General features: G+C 56.7%; 11 protein-coding genes and 4 pseudogenes. 9 read left to right on the top strand and 6 right to left on the bottom strand.

The window, feature by feature from the left end; translation table 11 throughout:
* Positions 1-376: 376 nt before the first annotated feature.
* Both AC0L2V_RS18500 and AC0L2V_RS18495 read left to right on the top strand, forming a co-directional pair.
* Positions 377-1,252 carry a TauD/TfdA dioxygenase family protein gene (locus tag AC0L2V_RS18500; protein WP_473520839.1) on the top strand — a complete coding sequence of 292 codons (876 nt, stop codon included), beginning with the start codon at positions 377-379 and terminating at the stop codon, positions 1,250-1,252.
* A gap of 486 nt (positions 1,253-1,738) precedes the next feature.
* Positions 1,739-2,908 (top strand): M24 family metallopeptidase, encoded by a 1,170-nt coding sequence (locus tag AC0L2V_RS18495; protein ID WP_473520838.1) that lies wholly within the window; start codon positions 1,739-1,741, stop codon positions 2,906-2,908.
* A gap of 23 nt (positions 2,909-2,931) precedes the next feature.
* Here AC0L2V_RS18495 and AC0L2V_RS18490 read toward each other — a convergent pair whose 3' ends face one another.
* A complete protein-coding gene (locus tag AC0L2V_RS18490; protein WP_473520837.1) occupies positions 2,932-3,291 on the bottom strand; it encodes an integrase core domain-containing protein in 360 nt (119 codons plus the stop codon).
* Between the two features lie 50 nt (positions 3,292-3,341).
* Between AC0L2V_RS18490 and AC0L2V_RS18485 the strand changes: the two are divergent.
* From AC0L2V_RS18485 to AC0L2V_RS18475, 3 pseudogenes are all read left to right on the top strand, one after another.
* A pseudogene (locus AC0L2V_RS18485) lies at positions 3,342-3,533 on the top strand (transposase); the annotation flags it as partial.
* Between the two features lie 92 nt (positions 3,534-3,625).
* Positions 3,626-3,736: pseudogene (locus AC0L2V_RS18480) on the top strand (transposase); the annotation flags it as partial.
* A gap of 152 nt (positions 3,737-3,888) precedes the next feature.
* Positions 3,889-4,101, top strand: a pseudogene (locus AC0L2V_RS18475) (IS256 family transposase); the annotation flags it as partial.
* A gap of 14 nt (positions 4,102-4,115) precedes the next feature.
* On the opposite strand, the gene AC0L2V_RS18470 reads toward AC0L2V_RS18475, so the two are convergent.
* From AC0L2V_RS18470 to AC0L2V_RS18455, 4 genes are all read right to left on the bottom strand, one after another.
* On the bottom strand, positions 4,116-5,495 hold the full coding sequence (locus tag AC0L2V_RS18470) for an MmgE/PrpD family protein (protein WP_473520836.1): 1,380 nt from the start codon (positions 5,493-5,495) through the stop codon (positions 4,116-4,118).
* Between the two features lie 211 nt (positions 5,496-5,706).
* Positions 5,707-6,468, bottom strand: coding sequence for an SDR family NAD(P)-dependent oxidoreductase (locus tag AC0L2V_RS18465; protein WP_473520835.1), 762 nt, complete (start codon positions 6,466-6,468; stop codon positions 5,707-5,709).
* Positions 6,469-7,402: 934 nt separating this feature from the next.
* Positions 7,403-8,986 carry an ABC transporter substrate-binding protein gene (locus tag AC0L2V_RS18460; RefSeq protein ID WP_473520834.1) on the bottom strand — a complete coding sequence of 528 codons (1,584 nt, stop codon included), beginning with the start codon at positions 8,984-8,986 and terminating at the stop codon, positions 7,403-7,405.
* A gap of 246 nt (positions 8,987-9,232) precedes the next feature.
* Complete coding sequence (locus tag AC0L2V_RS18455; protein ID WP_473520833.1) at positions 9,233-9,796, bottom strand: GNAT family N-acetyltransferase; 564 nt, start codon at positions 9,794-9,796, stop codon at positions 9,233-9,235.
* A 1,793-nt stretch (positions 9,797-11,589) separates the two neighbouring features.
* On the opposite strand from AC0L2V_RS18455, the pseudogene AC0L2V_RS18450 reads away from it, so the two are divergent.
* Positions 11,590-11,848: pseudogene (locus AC0L2V_RS18450) on the top strand (integrase core domain-containing protein); the annotation flags it as partial.
* A gap of 489 nt (positions 11,849-12,337) precedes the next feature.
* Here AC0L2V_RS18450 and AC0L2V_RS18445 read toward each other — a convergent pair.
* Positions 12,338-12,799: an Lrp/AsnC family transcriptional regulator gene (locus AC0L2V_RS18445; protein ID WP_473520832.1), complete on the bottom strand. Its 462-nt coding sequence runs from the start codon at positions 12,797-12,799 to the stop codon at positions 12,338-12,340.
* Between the two features lie 281 nt (positions 12,800-13,080).
* On the opposite strand from AC0L2V_RS18445, the gene AC0L2V_RS18440 reads away from it, so the two are divergent.
* The 3 genes from AC0L2V_RS18440 to purF all read left to right on the top strand — a co-directional run bounded on the left by AC0L2V_RS18440 (position 13,081) and on the right by purF (position 17,202).
* A complete protein-coding gene (locus tag AC0L2V_RS18440) occupies positions 13,081-14,274 on the top strand; it encodes an aminotransferase class V-fold PLP-dependent enzyme (RefSeq protein WP_473520831.1) in 1,194 nt (397 codons plus the stop codon).
* Between the two features lie 38 nt (positions 14,275-14,312).
* Positions 14,313-15,458, top strand: coding sequence for a M20 family metallopeptidase (locus tag AC0L2V_RS18435; RefSeq protein WP_473520830.1), 1,146 nt, complete (start codon positions 14,313-14,315; stop codon positions 15,456-15,458).
* 274 nt (positions 15,459-15,732) lie between these two features.
* Positions 15,733-17,202, top strand: coding sequence for an amidophosphoribosyltransferase (gene purF, locus AC0L2V_RS18430; protein WP_473520829.1), 1,470 nt, complete (start codon positions 15,733-15,735; stop codon positions 17,200-17,202).
* The last annotated feature ends 209 nt before the right edge of the window (positions 17,203-17,411 follow it).

Here is a 17,411-nt window from a genome sequence, read left to right as displayed (position 1 = left end):
CATGCTCTAGCGTCTCGGCAGGGCATACTGGTCGGATCGCGCTGATCACCCCGCAAGCCAGACAACGGGCCCTCGTTCAGCCTGCGCTCTAGCTCCTGACACGGCAAATCTGCGGGGCAGATTCATTCTGCAAAGTGGTTGCTCATAAAAAATTCATGGCAGGTTAGCCCTCTGACAATATCGAGAACTGTCCGGAATGCGTGCACCTGGGTTTAAACCAGCTAGGTATGCCCTCAACCTTGATCTTCTAGCGGGACGGGGGGTGAGATCAACCCCCTAACACAGGTGGGTACGGTAGCCATTGGCGACATGGTATCACTACCCACATTGCCACGTTGAATACTTCGTCTGGGCCGCCACTTTGGAGAATGCCAATATGAGTGAAATGGACTCGATCAATGATGTGATTCCACCTACGGATGTCGTTAAATGCACGGCGCGCATCGGCGCTGAAATCAGGGGCTTCAAGCTATCGGCCGATTTGCCGGACCAAGCCATCGCTGCGATAAACGGCTTGATGCTTGAGCACAAGGTCATCTTCTTTCGCGACCAGGGTCATCTCGACGACGCCGAGCAGGAGCGGTTTGCTCTTCGTTTCGGCAAGCCTTCGCCATACCCGGAGGGAACGATGCCGATCCTCGAGGTCGATTCCGCACGGGGGACCCATTCTGACATTTGGCACATCGATTGGTCCTGCATGCAAGCCTATCCCAAGATTTCCCTGCTGCGAGGCGTTGTGATCCCCCCGGTCGGCGGCGACACAGTATGGTCAAACACGGCGGCCGCATATCTCGATTTGCCGCTGCCGCTGCAACGGCTTGCCGACGACCTCTGGGCTGTTCACAAGTTCCCCGGAGCTTCTAGAAGGCCCTTTGCCGAGCCCCTTACCGGACCAAGAATCGAGACCGAGCACCCCGTCGTACGCGTCCATCCCGAGACCGGCGAGCGCACGCTGGTGCTCGGCTGTTACGTAGCACATTTCCTTGGCGTCTCGAAATATGACGGCGAGAGGCTATTCGATCTATTTGAATCTCACATCGCCGCGCAGGAAAACACGGTGCGCTGGAAGTGGAAGCAGGGTGATGTTGCTATCTGGGACAACCGAGCGACGATGCATTGCGCGACGACGGATTACGGCAACCAGCGCCGCGTGGCACGCCGAGCGACCGTCGAGGGCGAGGTACCCGTCAGTGTCGACGGCCGGTACAGCGTTGCCCGATTCAAATTTGTCGAGAGTGATGAGAAATCGTGAGCTTGGCGGGTTTGCTTTGGGACAGGTATCAAAGGAGGCCTGCTGGAAAAAAGCGCCCGCCCCTCTTTCGTGTTACCGTGATAGACGGTGTTCCGGCCTCCCGCCGATGGCATTCACTCGCGAACTCACCTGCGCCTACAGCTTGGCCTTCTCCAGGGCCGCCTAGTACTTGCCTGGGGCCAAGAGGCGCTCTTGCGCGACCTCGCCTCCAGCCCCTTCAGCCGCTTCTTCATCGTCTCCAGATCGTGACGCTGCCACACCGTGCGAGAAGAAGTGACCGAGCTTGCGCATGTGGTTGGAGTGCGGATCTGTCCAAGCGGATATTCGAGCGCCAAGTCGAGATGCTTGCTTCAATCTGCTCTTCACCAACTATCATAAACTTGCATGCTTTTTAGCTAGACGTGCCGGAGCTTGTAGGCGCCGGCTGTGCCGCGACAAGAATGCGGCATTAATCATTCGGCCAGAATAGTCAAGTGGAGTCAAACCATGGCAATTGGAAGAGGACCGCAAGCATTCCCCAGAACGGAATACATGCGCCGACTTGCAGCAGTGAAGTCGGAGATGGCGCGTCGTGATATTGATGCTCTCGTCGTGGTGGACCTAAATAACAATACTTATCTCACCGGATATACCGCCCTTTCGGGGTACACCCCGCAGGGACTTGTGGTTTCGATGCACGAAGAGGAGCCGATGTTCGTTCTGCGCCGCTGCGAAGCGGCGGCCGCCATTCACCAGTGTTTCATGGAGCGCAACAAAATTATCTCCTACCCCGAAGCGCTCATAGCGAATCCTGAAATGGATGGATACGATGCGGTGATCGATTACTTGGAAGAAATCGGCCTTGGAAATCGGCGAATAGGGATCGAGCTGTTAAATCTTTCCGCAGAGACCGCGGAGAAGTTCAGGAGGCGACTGCCAGATGCCAAGATTGTTGATTGCACCAAGGTGGTAACCTGGCTCCGGCTTGTTAAGTCTGATCTCGAAATAGCTGTCGTGCGGGAGGCGGCTGCGATCTCGGATGCGGCAATCCTTCGTGCCGGCGAGGTGATACGTCCCGGTGTTCGTGAAGCCGACGCGAGCGCGGAAATCGTGGGAACCTTGATTCGGGGTGCAAACGGCAAGTCCGGGACGAATTTTTATCCCATCTGCTTATGTTCCTCACCTCGGACGGGTACCTGCCATATTCCTTGGAGCGAGGATGTCTTCAGAAAGGGATCGCAGGTAAACCTTGAACTCAGTGGTGTGCGCCATGGCTATTGTGCCGGCCTCATGCGAACCTACTCGATCGGCGCGCCCTCCGATCGCCTGCGTCGCGTCCACGAAATCCAAGTCGCCGGTCTCGAAGCTGCCCTTGGGGCAGTCCGGCCAGGGGTGACCTGCAGTGACGTCGCCACGGCCTATATTCGCACCATCGAGAAACAGGGCCTCGGGAGCGAGACGCGTTGCGGATATGCCCACGGGATCGGGTGGCTCGAACCGACCGCCAGCCTTAAGCCTGGCGACATGACCGAGTTGAAGCCGAACATGATGTTCCACCTTATGCTGGGCAACTGGATCGACGAGGATTTCGGATACGTCATCAGCGAGACGTTCCGCGTGACCGGCTCCGGCGTTGAAGTACTGACCACTGCGCCCCGAAAAATCTTTGAGATTTAGCTGAGTCGGGGATCATTTTGAATCTAATGAATACCCGGGCGAGTAGGTTGGCGAGTTGAAGCAATGAAAGTGACCTGAGATCCTGTTCTCTTATGGCTTGAGGGAGAGTCCTGGGTTCCTTGCTCCGATCTCATGCGGCCTGTTTCCAGCGTGGATTTCATTCGGAACTCGGCTGGCGGCATGTCGCAGACGGCCGAGTGTGGTTCATGGTGATTGTAACCTTTCTTCCAAGAGGCGGTGGCGCTGCGGCCCTCGGATAGCGTCGAGAACAGCGTGTCGTTGCGGCACTCGTGCTTACGGTTACTCGCCTCGATCCCCGATATCGGACCGATCACAGGGTGGTGTCCTGAGAGTTCTGCAAATTCGCCGAAAGAGGCGGTCATGGCAGGCTGGTGATGTTCAACGTCACCGATTCCCTGGAAGGAACGCCACCATGACCAAGATAGAAGGTAAATCGACCAGCGCCGCCGTCAAAGACATTTTGCTTTCGAACCCGGATGGATTGCACGAGATGACCCGTGCGGTGATGCAGGAAGTGCTAGAGGCCGAGATGGAAGAGAGGAAGAGACGCCGGGTGCTTTCGAAGCGCGAGCGCACGCCAGAGCGGCTCGGCTATCGACCGGGACGTCGGAGATGTGAGGAAGGCATGAACTACATGGGCAAAACGGTTGGCATTTACAAAAGAGCTTGACGCACACAACCGATCACAGCGACCGCATTGCCGCGACCATACCCGATCCCTCCATGTTCCGCTCCGGGCGCGAGTTTGCCGCTTGGCTGGGCCTCACGCCTCGGCAAAACTCGTCCGCCGGGACATGCCGTCTTGGCGTCTTTTTCACCGAAAGGCGTGCCGGCATAATGCTTCATACTGCGCTTCAAGCTCAAGGCGCTGCTGCGAGCAAAGGCCGAGAGAACCATCAAGGTTTTGTGAAATGCGGTCGGCGCGGTCGTCGACCTCTTCGATCTTCCCAAGCGCATGCTACCGGGAGCGCGACCGGGAGACGCGCGAGACGCGGGCTCAGACTATCCGCATCCGAAGCTCAGGAATTCCAATGTTTTCCTCGAAGGCGCTGACCGCCGTCATTCAGGAAGCCTCCGTCCAGGACATCTCGATGCGCTCGGCCGACGATCTGGTCGAGGCGATGGGCATGAGCGGCACCTTCAAGAGCCAGGTCTCACGGCTGTGCGGAGAGAGCGTTGATTGCGGTCACCTGATTCTAAGTAACGGAAGTATACTTGAGAACCGTCCAGCACCCTCAATCTCAAGACATCGTTCGATAATACGGTCCACTTGATCTCCCGTAAGTTTTCCTTCCGCACAAAGCAAAAATTTCTTGCGCAATTCTTGCGTCAAATCACTCGGATCTCCTTTTACCTCGTGAGAGCCTACGAGTTGGTACAGCTCTCGTCCATCTTGCGTCCGTATTCGTACTTCTGCGGCCGGCGGATTGCCGTCGAACTCAGGGCCATGTTCAAGTTGCACGCGGTCGATCAAATTCCGCACTAGCGGATCGGTAAAGTTGCTCTCTTGATAGACTTTCGGAGTAATATCTCCGTGCAGAACGGCCATTGCTGTAAGAAAATAAGAGCTATGATCCGCATTTTCCTTATTCTTCGGATATTTCTTGACCGGATCTCCGGTGTGTATGACCGTTCGCTTGTTGGTGCGGATCGTGATCGTCTCTATGTCACTGGGGGTAAGATTATTTTGACGAACTAAAGTCGTTGTCGCCTTCAAATGGCCCAGCGTTGTGGATTCGGCTGGCACATTTTTAATCTCAACCCTCGAAATAAACCACCGCCCGCCCATGGACTTTGGCGCATAATTCTTTGTGCTGCCGAGGACTGAATGAGCGAAGCCCTTATTCCCTTCGATGATTCGTCCTGGGCCTGTAAATCCTTTGGCCGCCAATTTGCACGCAAACAATCCCATTTCTGAAAGTACGCCATCGGCGATATTCTTTGTCATTACATATTCTTCTCCATCGGCGTCAAGAATATCCAAGCCAACTGCTAGACTGCCTGCAATACCCATAGCGTTTGCAATTTGTTCGGCATCCAACCCCATAAGACGACCGGCAATGGCCGCGCCCATATAAGGATGAACTGAGCCATGATGAAACCCTCGAGCCTCGAGCGAAGTCGTGAACGCTTCGAGCATGCAGCCGTAGACTTGATACCCGGCGACCAGAGCTTCAAGGAATTGCTTGCCAGAGGAGCCGGCTAATTCACTGACAGCGATAGCAGTAGGCAAGGAACCGCTTGGATGCCCGCCGGCAAGCACCCCCTCCGTGAGCGGAATATCGACGGTATCGTTGTAGTCGAGGAAACGCATCATGGCCTGATTGGCGATTATCGCTCCCCGCAATGGTACACGCGTGCTCTCCCCCAAAATTGTCGCCTGTGCCTCCCCTTGCAACTCGCGAGCGAAATCACGGCAAATGCGTCCTGTGGGACTACTAAACCCTCCAATCACACAAGCAAAAGCGTCAATGATTAAATGTTTTGCCCGAAGTGCGATATCATCCGGCAGTTCTTCAAAATTTCCCGCAAGCGCTATTTCGGCAAGCTCAAGTGTTACGCTCATTTGCGGCTCCTTTCGAACATGCGCTATCCATTATCTTATGTGACCCGGCCCGTCAGGAGCTATCGTGTCCTGGAGAGCCTTTTTGGTCGCGCTTGGAGTGAAACCGTGTAGCTAAAGTTGGGGCTTGGCTGAGTTCCGCCCTCTTCCTTAGACGTCTGTCACGACGTCCGGCTAATCCCGCACAAAAGGCCTTTATCCCTGTAACAGCGAACTATAGCATAGACTCACCGCCATCGACGTAAATAGTATTGCCGGTGACATACTCAGCCATTCCGGATACCAGGTACAAGCAGGCGTTTGCGATATCTTCTACAGTACCGAGGCGTCGCAACGGCGTTGTTTCTCGTGTATGCCGATATATGTTTTGAAGATCCGGGTAGTTTTTGATGTCTCGATCAGTATCAATCCACCCAGGGCAAATGCAATTGGCTGTAATTCCCTCAGGGCCCAACTCGAGTGCAATTGTTTTTGCCAAGATGGTCATACCTGCTTTCGCCACATTGACGTGCGCGCGGTTTGCCATTGGGATCACCCCTTCGGCTCCCGAAAGATGAACAATCCGACCAAATTTTTTCTTGCGCATGTATGGTACAACGGCTCTCGCAAGGTAGAAAGCAGAGTTCAGGTTAGTATTGATAACCTTTTGCCAATCCCCGATAGATATATCTGTGAATGCCTGATGGGGTCTGATTCCGACGTTTGATACTGCGATGTCGATCGACCCAAAGCGCTTGGCCGCGTCATTTACGACATAGGCAATAGCGTCTGGATCGGCTGCGTCTGCAAGGACCGCATAAGAATCCACACCGAGCGCGCGGATCTCCGCTGCCACAGCTTCGATCTTATTTTTGTCGTGAAGCCCGTTAACAACGATATTCGCGCCAGCGCGAGCCAGAGTTAGAGCAATTGCCCTTCCGATATTTTGGCCCGATCCAGTGACGATTGCCGTTCGGCCTTTTAAATCCAGCGTCATACTCTACCCCTTGCACAATCGCTACGGCCAAGAAATCCAAGTCGGCTCAGCCGGCTCGCAGCGACGGAACGGCCGAAATATTCTAGTTTATACGACATTGGGATGCTGCTCCTGTTACGAGTGTGGCCCTTGGTGACGACAAAGCGGCCCCGGCCGCTAGACGAGCTGAATACTACATCAGCGGGCCGGACTGATCCGGCAAATCAGCCGCAATCAGAGCAGGAAATCGGCGTATCTTTGCTCGAAACGAATAACGGCAGCGACTGGCGGAGAGAGTGGAAAGCCCATGGCATTCGAAAGGGACAGGCTGGTCCCGTAAGTTGATCGTTACTTTTCATCCGATCGCTAGCAGCCGGTGGATGGTAATGATTCGGCGTCGAGGTAGTGTATGATTTCTCGGCACGAAACAACAGGAGCGACACCGCCGTTGGTTCCGGCCAGGTTGCAGACGCCTTCAATTGCAGGAGGAGAGCGTTCGTCGTGGGGAACGAACTATGCACAAGAATTCGCCCGGGTGCAATCGGCACCCGGCGTAAATCGTTGGGCCTTCCTTCTGCTGTCGGGTTGCTGCCGATAGTTGCAAATGTGCATGATCTGCCACCACCTCGCACGCACCACGCACGATAGCGCGGCCGCCAGCACCACAACTTAGACGCTCTGCCGATCAGCCGTCAGAAGAGCGAAGCCTGTTCGTGACAGGTCGATTGCGCAGTCTACCCGGACCTTGGGCACTACATCCCGCAGCAGCCCGAACGGGCCTATCCGACCCTGAGGGCGAAGCCTCCGGCGTTTGTTTTTGGCCGAAAACCGATTGGGCTCCGTTCCCGTTGAATCAACGTGCTCCCAAAATATATCAGAACCGGAGGGCGAGGAGCAAACGTCCACCGGATGGGCAATTAGTTTCACGCTGGGCGAAATAGCCGGGCGGCTCGGATCATGCCTCGAGCCAGCATTGCGAGAAGGCGTAGGCGTCCATCAGTGACTGGACCCGTCCGACATAGCCGCCAACCTTATCGGAAATTGCGTCAATGGACTGGTTGAACATCGGCACGACCGTCCCCCCTTCATCGCGAACAATGATGGCCATCTCTCGATAGAGATTCTTCCGCTTGTCCTGATCGAGCTCGCCGAGCGCTTCGGTGAGCAGCTTGTCGAATTTCTCATTGTGGAAGTGGGTGTCGTTCCAGGGCGCCGTCGACAGATAGGCGGTCGAGTACATCATGCCCTGCGTCGATCGCGCGCCCCAGTTGGAAGCGCAGAAGGGCTGCTTGTTCCAGACATCGGACCAGTAGCCATCGCCCGGTTCGCGCTTGACGTCGATGGTGATACCGGCCTTTGCCGCGCTCTGCTGGAGAAGCTGCGCGGCGTCCACAGCGCCGGGGAAGGCAACATCGGAGGTTCTGAGTACTATCGGCCCGCTGTGGCCCGACTTCTGATAGTGGAACTTGGCTTTATCCGGATCAAAGGTGCGCTGCTCGATACCCTCCGGGAAGAGGGGTTGGGACTCATTGACCGGGATGTCGTTGCCGACCGTGCCGTAGCCGCGGAGGATCTTGTCGACCATCTCCTGACGATCCACCGCCAGCTTGAGCGCCATCCTCAGATCGTTGTTATCAAAGGGCGCAGTGTCGCATAACATGTTGAACACGTTTTGGCCGGAACCCGCCAGGGCCTCGACCTTCAGGTTGGGCACTCGCTTGATGAGATCGACGACCTTGGGCTCGACCCTGTTGATCATATGCACCTGGCCGCCCTGCAGCGCGGAAATGCGGGCTGTGGGGTCATTGATGACGACGATCTCGACCTGATCGGCGAAGCCTTCCTTGTCGGCATGCCAGAAATTAGCGAAGCGCTCGCCCCCATGGCGCACGCCGGGCTGGTTTACGGTGACCTTGTAAGGACCCGCACTGATGCCTTCGGCCGGATTGTCCTTACCGCCATTGGGCTGGATCACGAGATGATAGTCTGCCATGAGGTAAGGGAACTCGGCATTCGCATTCTTAAGGGTGATGACGGCGTCGCGCCCATCGGCCTTGAGACTCTCAATGCCTGCTAAGATGCCCAGGGCACCGGACTCCGATTTTTTGTTGGAATGGCGCTCCAGCGTCGCCACAACATCTTCTGCCGTCACGGTCTTGCCGTTGTGGAATTCGACGTCCTGACGGATCTTGAAGGTCCAGACTTTGGCGTCTTTGGATGAGCCGATCTCCTCAGCAATGCGAGGCTCCAGGCCGCCGTTCGACGTCAGCGCGACAAGGTACTCGCCCCAGCATTTGCAGAAGTAGGACATAACCTCAATGAATTTCGCCGGATCGAGGCTGTCCGTTGCCGCGCCGCCTGCGAGGCCGGCTTTCAGGATGCCGCCCCTTTTCGGTGTTTGCGCCATCGCGGCGCCCGCAAGAAGCGAGTTGGCGAAGGTGGTACCGACGCCGAGCGCCGTCGCACGGCCGAGAAATTCACGTCGGCTCAACCCGCCCGCTGCGAAGCGGCGGCTTAGAGACTCGAGTTCCTGCGACATGTAAGTTTTCCTCACCAACGGAAATACCCATTTGAAATTACGAGCATGGAATTGTCCCGCAATTTCTCTGTTACACAGTAAGGATGCACTCCATTGCTGTCCGTCTTAGAGAAATCGATGTCCGGAACGTACGGAAACACGCAGTGTCGTCGAGCCATGCCCGCCCGCCTCAGTCGTGGAACTTGGGACGCCTGACAGCTAAGCACCCAACAGGGCACCGACCAATGCGGTTGGTCATTAGGAGTATCAATTTGCCAGGTCTGGTTGCGCACAATCTAAAACAAGTAAATTGTCGATTTTTACGGCGGATGCTGGAGTTATCTCCATTAACATTCGGGTACCTACATGTGAAAATCCAATCTTCAAATTTTTTCGAAATGAGCGCGTGTTTGCTGGACGAATCCATCCAGTCACTTTCTCAACCTTTAAACGCTCGAAAGCAAACTGGACTACTGCCCTGCCTGCCTCGGTCGCAATCCCCTTTCCCGAGGTCGCTAGGTGGAGGCACGTTACTATTTGGACGTCATTCGGACCCTCGGGCAGATACGGGCCGCTGCACATTAATCCGCAATAGCCAGCGAATTTTTTCGCTTGGCCTTGATCCTTGGCGAACACCATCCATAAGCCGAAACGATTGTGCTGCCAATGGTTGATGAACTGATGAAGTGCAGCTTTCGACTGCTCTCTCGTCGGGCAGACTCCATCCTTGGCGTTCACCACGAACGGATCGCTATGAAGTCCATGTAGAAGAAGCTCGTCGCTAAGCGACGGCGGCCTTAGGAAAAGGCGTGGCGTTTCTAGGATGTACATGAGAGCTCTTGTCCTTTGCTCCACACGGTTACCGATCAAGCGCTGGGCGCGGCGCCTTGGGGGCTTACCATCCCCGCAGGCATTCTCGACGTCGGTACTGCCCGAGTTGTGACACTTTGTTTGCGCGTTCGTCTTTAGTACTGTGTGAAGCCCGTGGGTCCGGCCCCGTGATATGTCTGCCCCGCCTGGATGACCGCCTCGCGGTCAGCGAGATGTTTTCCAAGCCGTCCCTCCCCAAGACAGCCACCCGCTTCGTCCACGATGCGCCGATCTTCGACCGGCATGCCGACCAGCGATGGGTGTGCTCATGAAGGCGGGGAAAGCATTTTTCGGTGGGCTTGGTCATAGGAAGACTCCGCTGATGCGCTCGGAAGGTCCCTTGCATCAAACGTGCCAGAGGAAAAATATCACCAAAGCAAGGTGCAGCAGGTTTGTGTGTCGGGTGTCCGACACTTAGGCCAAAACCTTGCGCAGGGTCGATGTCGTCGTACTTTTCTCCTGCATTTGCCTTGCAGGTCTCGGCGCCTCGCAGACGGTACTCATTGAGGATAGGCGCTGGCGCCGACGGTCGATTCCTTAAGGAATTTCCGTTCGGCACCTGACTCCGGCGTCGCGCATGGTCGACCAGCCGCGTTCGCTCGGAAGCTGGTCGCAGAATCCTACGCGGTGCAATAAAGCTCGTAGGTGTCGCTCTCTCGGTCACCCGCATGCACGCAGCGCTCGGGCGCGCCAACGAGCGCAAGGACTGGCGTAGGTTCTCCAGCCAGCGGTAATTCTCCTTCGTCTCGATTGGCACGCGCGTCGGATTGATGTGGCGCTTGAGCGCGTGCGTTTCTTTGAACTTCGTTCGTATCCAGAACTTCGGCGCCGTCCGACGGGGGGTGCATACTCGAATGCATCAGCACCCCGCACAAGGTCAGCGCCGCCGTTGATGGTTTTGGTGAAGCCGATTGTGCCCGGCTGCGCGCGGCTATAGATACAATGTGTCGCGTCCGGCGGGAAGAGGATCGGACCTTCGCTCGGCGCAACACGCGCCGCGGTCGCGGCGAAATGGCCGGGGGCACACGCGAATTGTCGAAGAAGCGGTCGAGCCTTCGCCGACGCCTAGTCGCCGCAGGCCGCCATGACTGACTTGCCCGCGCAGTTGACATCGGATCCAGCAACCGTCGCAGGCGACAGGCCAGACGCTTTCGGGAAGGGGCGCCGCAGAAAGCTCTTCCTCCTGCCAAGCTGCTTCGCTGCTGTTGGTCTTGTCTCGCAACCCTCCGTGGTTCGGCGTCACGGATAGAATCACGGCAGAATGGCGATGTGGGTAATTGAAAGCCAGCGAAGGGTTCACCGGCGCCTGCGGCCATCCCGATCCTCCCGCTGCAAGTTCGTTCGTGAAGCGACGATCTCTGGTTTGAAAGAACGTTTGCCGGCCGTCCAGTAATGAAGTCACGCGAGGGCCGACATGAGAACGCGGAGAGCCGTCTAACTGCTCAATCGTCACAGGGGGTCGGGCGGCGTTGGCGGGACTCAGCACAGATCTTGCAAGTCCCTAAATTTGGACGAAACTCGTCTTCCGCCATGGGGCTTTCCGGATGGCCTCGCATGTAATGCACCGTCTCTGCTGCGGTTGATCGCGGCCCCCCTACATTAGCCACACCGTGCTTACCGACAAGGGCCAGTTCACCACCCCTGGTGCTGATGGCTCGGCGGTGCCGCTGATCAAGGAGGCACCGCCAATGGCGAGATCTTCCGCGCCTTCGAATACGCCTGGCCAGAACCACATGGAGCATCCGACGACCAAGGCCAGGCATCCGTGGACCACGGTCAGGTCGAGAGGATGAAACCGGACCATCAAGGACGCCATCGCCAAGCGCTTCTACTACGAGAGCCGCGACCAACTCCGCACCCATCTCGCCGACTTCGTCGCCGCCTACAACTTCGCCCGCAGGCTCAGGACCGTCAGGGTCTCACACCCTACAAATTCATCTGCAAAGCGTGGGCGTCACAACCGGAACGCTTCAAACTCCTTCCCTCCAGCAACTGCCGGGACCAAATAGCTAGTTGGCGCCGCAGGGCCGTTGCACCTCACCTCGCGTTACCCGACCGCCCAATGCTGCCCAATTACGAGAGTTCCCGTCCCAGTGCACTGAGTGATCCAGATAAGGAGGAGTGATTATGGCACGTCTCACAGCCGCGAATACGTGGTAGTGGACCCAGCCAACGTCATGCTGATGCACTCAAACAGGCGGTGTCAATGCTGATCGGCAGCGGAGACATCCGATCGCAGAGGCTGTGCCCCCGACGATCTTCGCAGGTGGGCACTGATCCCGGCGCGGTTGGCAAAGCCCTACAAGTGAAGCCGACAAAAGCGAAGTCATCGATGCTGCCAGCCGACAGACGAGCTTTGCGGTCAATCTGATCCAAGGCGTCAACATAAGACGCACCGCCGCCCTAGATCGCATACTACCAGAAGAGCCGCGATGGTTATCAGGTCCTGCGCTTGAGACCGCAAAATGCCAGCGCAGAACTGGATGCGGGCGCATACTGCACTTATTCTTCAATAGGCAGAGCCAATGACGCCTTGATCCGATCCATTACGACCATCGTCTTGACTGCTTTGATATCAGACTCATGAAAGAATCGGCGGGTAAATGCCTCATACTCGGCCATGTCCTGGACAGAGATCAAGAGAACGAAATCGGCTTCACCCGTTACATAGTACGCACTCATGATCTCAGGCGTGCGCCGAACCGCCTGCTTGAACCGATCAATGATATCTACCCGCTCACGCTCGAGACTGATCGACGCCAGCATGAGCATGGGACGACCCACGGCTCGTGGCGAGACTATGGCAACGTCAGCCTCGATTACACCTTCATCACGCAGTCGCTTCAGTCGCCGCTGACAAGCGGTCGCAGAAAGGCCCGCAAGTTCACCCAGCTCAGCCGTCGTCAGGCGATTGTCGCGCTGCACTGCGTTGAGAAGCTTGCGATCAACTCGATCCAGGTCCATTTCACGATCACTGCAAAAAAAGAGATATTTGCGCAGAAAAACTGCTTGACTCGCACAATATTAGCCTGAGTTCCACAAGGATCAAGCCATAAAATGATCCGATCAGCGAAAGGCATTTGCCTCCCGGTGGTGAACCTCTTGTCCTTATAAGTTCGGCCGAATGGTATGGATCGCCCGCAAGGTAGCTCGACGGCTTCTCAATCAAGGCATTTCGTTGCTCACAACTGAAGAAATGGGCGTCCTGAGTAGGTTTGCGCTCTTTACCCACGAACACGGATCTGATGACGAGCATGACTAGCCACTTTCTTCCTTTGGACGTCCTCCGGCGGGAATTTCCAGCCACCAAAAGCGCCATTTACATGGATGTTGCAAATCAGGGACTCATATCCAGAACCACCCGCACGTCCATGGATCAGCACCTTGATAATAGACTGAACGGCTTGAATGACGAAGAAGGAATGATGCAGCTTGTCGAGCAAACACGCTCCAGATTTGCTCAATTCATTGGGGCCGAAAAGGACGAAATCGCTGTTACAAAGAATGCATCAGAAGGCATTAACATAATCGGAAACGCGATTGCTTGGAAGCCGGGAGACAACGTTGTCCTGTGCCGCCAATTGGAGCACGCAAACAACATCTTGCCTTGGCTGCAACTCAGGGACAAGCACGGAGTCGAGTTGCGGATTGTCGAAACTGACAACGGCGCAATCCCCTGCGACGCTACTATCGATCAAATCGACTCGCGCACCCGTATCGTTACAGTATCGACTGTCACAATGGTGCCAGGCTTCAAGACAGTGATGGAGCCGATAGCCGAGGCTTGCAAGCGTCTTGGCGCCTTTCTTTTGGCCGACGCCTCCCAATCGGTTGGCATCCTCCATACCGATGTCAAACTGCTTCGCGTCGACGGTTTGGTGGCATCATCTTACAAGGGGTTGATGGGCCTCTATGGGTTGGGATTTCTATATTGCCGCCGGGAATGGGCGGATCGCCTAAGCCCTGCCTACCTCGCCCGCTTTAGCGTCGATTTGGGTGACGCACCAGAGTCGGCTCCAATATTCGATTCGGTAAAATTGCGCGCCGGCGCGCCCCGTTTTGAAATCGGCCATTTCAATTTTCCCGGCGTCATAGCAGTCCACGCATCCATCGGACAGCTAATGGAAATCGGCACGCCCGCTATTGAACACAGCGTTACATCGGTTGCAAGGCGACTGGCGTCGGGCCTCCTAGACCTCGGGCTTCCTGTCTGCGGCGGAACGCCAGGGGATCACACCGGAAGTATTGTTGCTCTCGGAGATCCAGCATTTGGTTCGGGAAAAGCCGATAGCCGAATTCAATCGCTGCACGAGCACTTATTAAAAAACCAGGTGATCGTCTCGGTCCGCCGGGGAATGCTGCGCTTCTCGCTACATTTATACAATACAGCAGACGAGGCTGACCGAGTTGTCGGCCTGGCAAAGAACTGGCTGGCATAGCCGCAAGCTTGCATTCTCTAGGAGGGATAGGAATATTCATGGCGTCCATCAGCACACAAACGGTAGAGCTACTCAAACAACTCATCAAAATTGAGAGCATCAACCCTTCAGCGTCGGCAAAGGGGAGCGGTGAACAAAAGGTCGCTGAGTTCCTGGAGGCCTTTTGCCGAGAGCGAAATCTGCCCTTTCAGTATCAGGAGGTAACCGACGGCCGCGCCAACTTCTTCACCTGGGTTCCAGGGCAGGAGCCCGATAAGCGTGTCCTGTTCATATCCCACATGGACACAGTGCCGGTTGATAATTGGGAGGCAGATCCTTTTTCGCCGGAGGAACGGGATGGTCGGATTTATGGGCGAGGAAGTTGTGACGATAAGGGCCCGCTCGCGGCAATGCTCATGGCTCTCAGCACCCTGGGGGACCGTAAGCCACGATACACGATTGTCCTAGGTGCAAGCGTCGACGAAGAATACCGAAAGAAGGGGGCGCGAAAAATCGCTCAATCAGGTGTATCCTACGAGGCCGCAGTGGTCGGTGAGCCCACTGACTTGGAGCTTGTCGTTGCACATAAAGGATCGGTCCGCTGGCAGGTTGAAGTGGAGGGTGTGCCCGCTCACAGCTCAAAGCCCCATCTCGGAGTGAACGCGATCACAGGAATGGCCAAGGTTATCTTGGCGCTAGACAAGATTAATGAGACTCTGTCCCAACGCGTGCACCCCCTGGTCAGCCCCCCGACCCTCACGATCACACTCATCGAAGGGGGTACGGAATTGGCGACGGTACCGCCATCCTGCCGGGTCTGGATCGACCGGCGGCTCATACCGGGAGAGCGACCGGCAGATGCGCTACAGGAGGTGGAAAACATCCTGGAGGGCCTGCGCCAGGGTCCCGATAAGATCAAGGTGCGCTCGCTGCTACCCGCTCTGGAAGATCCAGCTCCCCCGAGTGCGGAAGCCACAAAAATCGCCGCGGTGGCGGCAAAGGCCTGTGCTGAAGTTGCCGGAACGGGACAGCACCGCGGAGTTCCATATGGGACGGATGCGAGTCAGCTGTCGTTGGGAGGTATTCCCTGCGTTATTCTAGGACCTGGGAGTATTGATCAGGCCCATACTGCCAATGAGTACGTGGAGATTGATCAGTTGGCCAAAGCGGTCGACATCTACCAAAAGATCATGCTTACCTACTAGCGACCACTGGCACAATCACGCAAGAATAGGATCCCGCGATGACGTCGGCTTCGCGGGACCACGTGCCTTACGGTGGACTTTCAAGCCCTACCAAGCCACTTACATTTGATCCCGCCGTTGCCGGATGATCATCTCTGACCTCCGATGCGGCAAGAGGCCGGCATGGGACGAATTCGGCTGGGGGCTTTCGCAGCCGACATCCGCGCCGTCATGGTCCGATTCAGGCAAAGACGACAGCTTATCTCTCTTGTGCTTCCGATGATGATCATGACAAATGTTTGAGGCAGACAAACTCTTCTCTGCGGAGGCCGATGATCATTTTCATGATGAATGCGGCATATTCGGAGTCTTTGGCCCGTTGGATGCGGCCACTATCGTCACCCTCGGCTTGCATGCCCTGCAGCACCGGGGCCAGGAGGCGGCGGGCATTGTCTCCTATGACGGCACCCAGTTCCACGTCGAACGTCATGTCGGCCTGATCGGCGACACCTTTACCAAGCAGCCGGTCCTCGACCGGCTGAAGGGCACACTCGCCATCGGCCACACCCGCTACGCCACCGCGGGCGGACCCGGGCTGAGCAACGTACAGCCTTTCCTCGCCGAGTTGGCCGACGGCGGCTTTGCCATCGCCCACAACGGCAACATCACCAATGCGATGACTCTGCAGCGGACGCTGCAGAAGCAGGGTTCGATCTTCTCGTCGACCTCGGACACCGAAACGATCCTGCATCTCATCGCAACCAGCAGCGGGAAGGACGTCAATTCGCGCTTCGTAGATGCGGTTCGCCAACTGGAGGGCGCATTCTCGTTGGTAGCGCTCTCCTCCACAAAAATGATCGGCTGCCGCGACGCGCTCGGGATCCGGCCGCTGGTACTAGGCGAACTTGACGGCGCCTGGATCCTGGCCTCAGAGACCTGCGCGCTCGACATCATCGGTGCGCGCTTTGTTCGAGACCTGAAGCCTGGCGAGATGATCATCGTCACCGCTGAGGGAGTGGAGAGCCTGTTCCCGTTCGAAACGCAGAAACCGCGGTTCTGCATTTTCGAGTATGTCTATTTCTCTCGTCCGGATTCGTCGGTCGAGGGCCGCAACGTCTATGAAGTGCGAAAGAAGATTGGCACCGAGCTCGCCATCGAGAACCCGGTCGATGCCGATATCGTTGTGCCTGTGCTTGACGGCGGCACGCCGGCCGCGATCGGCTTCGCCCAAGCCGCCGGCCTGCCCTTCGAGCTCGGCATCATCCGCAACCACTATGTCGGCCGCACCTTCATCCAGCCAACCGATTCCATCCGCCACATGGGCGTCAAGCTGAAGCACAATGCCAACCGCCGGATGATCGAGGATAAGCGTATCGTGCTGGTCGACGATTCCGTCGTGCGAGGCACAACCAGCCAAAAGATCGTGCAGTTGCTGCGCGATGCCGGCGCGAAGGAAGTGCATATGCGCGTGGCTTCGCCGCCGACGCGCTCCTCATGCTTCTACGGCGTTGACACGCCCGAGACGGCGAAACTTTTAGCGTCGCGCATGTCGATCGAGGAAATGGTTAAATTTATTGGGGTCGATTCGCTCGGCTTTTTGTCGATCGACGGGCTTTATCGAGCTCTCGGCGAAGCGGCCCGCGAGAACAAACAGCCTCAATTCTGCGACGCCTGCTTCACTGCCGAGTATCCGACCCGCCTGCTCGACCAAAAGGCGCGAAACCACGTCCGGGCTCTGTCGGCTTTCGCCGCCGGCGGACAGTGAATCTGGCTAGCCATATGGAGCGGCTTCGTGGGTCGGTATGGACCCCGATGCGCAGCCTGCTCGGTAGGTGAAGGGTGGTCAGCCAAAAGGGCAAACCTGGCCTGTTACGTGAACTCGGCCGGAACCCGTCTGCAGGCCAACAGCGGGAGTTCCACCCTTCAGCCTGAAGACCCGCAACATCTCTGAGCGATCCCTGGTCCGTGTACGTT

The sequence above is a fragment of the Mesorhizobium sp. WSM4814 genome, from assembly GCF_055811595.1.
The sequence above is the reverse complement of the archived record's forward strand: the minus strand, read 5'-3'. Positions and strand labels throughout refer to the sequence as shown.

Bases quoted from the DNA above. Each gene is read 5' to 3' on its own strand.
- AC0L2V_RS18435 (WP_473520830.1), top strand. From the start codon at position 14,313: ATGGCGTCCATCAGCACACAAACGGTAGAGCTACTCAAACAACTCATC.
- AC0L2V_RS18470 (WP_473520836.1), bottom strand. From the start codon at position 5,495: ATGAGCGTAACACTTGAGCTTGCCGAAATAGCGCTTGCGGGAAATTTT.
- AC0L2V_RS18440 (WP_473520831.1), top strand. From the start codon at position 13,081: ATGACGAGCATGACTAGCCACTTTCTTCCTTTGGACGTCCTCCGGCGG.
- AC0L2V_RS18500 (WP_473520839.1), top strand. From the start codon at position 377: ATGAGTGAAATGGACTCGATCAATGATGTGATTCCACCTACGGATGTC.
- AC0L2V_RS18495 (WP_473520838.1), top strand. From the start codon at position 1,739: ATGGCAATTGGAAGAGGACCGCAAGCATTCCCCAGAACGGAATACATG.
- AC0L2V_RS18460 (WP_473520834.1), bottom strand. From the start codon at position 8,986: ATGTCGCAGGAACTCGAGTCTCTAAGCCGCCGCTTCGCAGCGGGCGGG.
- AC0L2V_RS18455 (WP_473520833.1), bottom strand. From the start codon at position 9,796: ATGTACATCCTAGAAACGCCACGCCTTTTCCTAAGGCCGCCGTCGCTT.
- AC0L2V_RS18490 (WP_473520837.1), bottom strand. From the start codon at position 3,291: ATGACCGCCTCTTTCGGCGAATTTGCAGAACTCTCAGGACACCACCCT.
- purF (WP_473520829.1), top strand. From the start codon at position 15,733: ATGTTTGAGGCAGACAAACTCTTCTCTGCGGAGGCCGATGATCATTTT.
- AC0L2V_RS18445 (WP_473520832.1), bottom strand. From the start codon at position 12,799: ATGGACCTGGATCGAGTTGATCGCAAGCTTCTCAACGCAGTGCAGCGC.
- AC0L2V_RS18465 (WP_473520835.1), bottom strand. From the start codon at position 6,468: ATGACGCTGGATTTAAAAGGCCGAACGGCAATCGTCACTGGATCGGGC.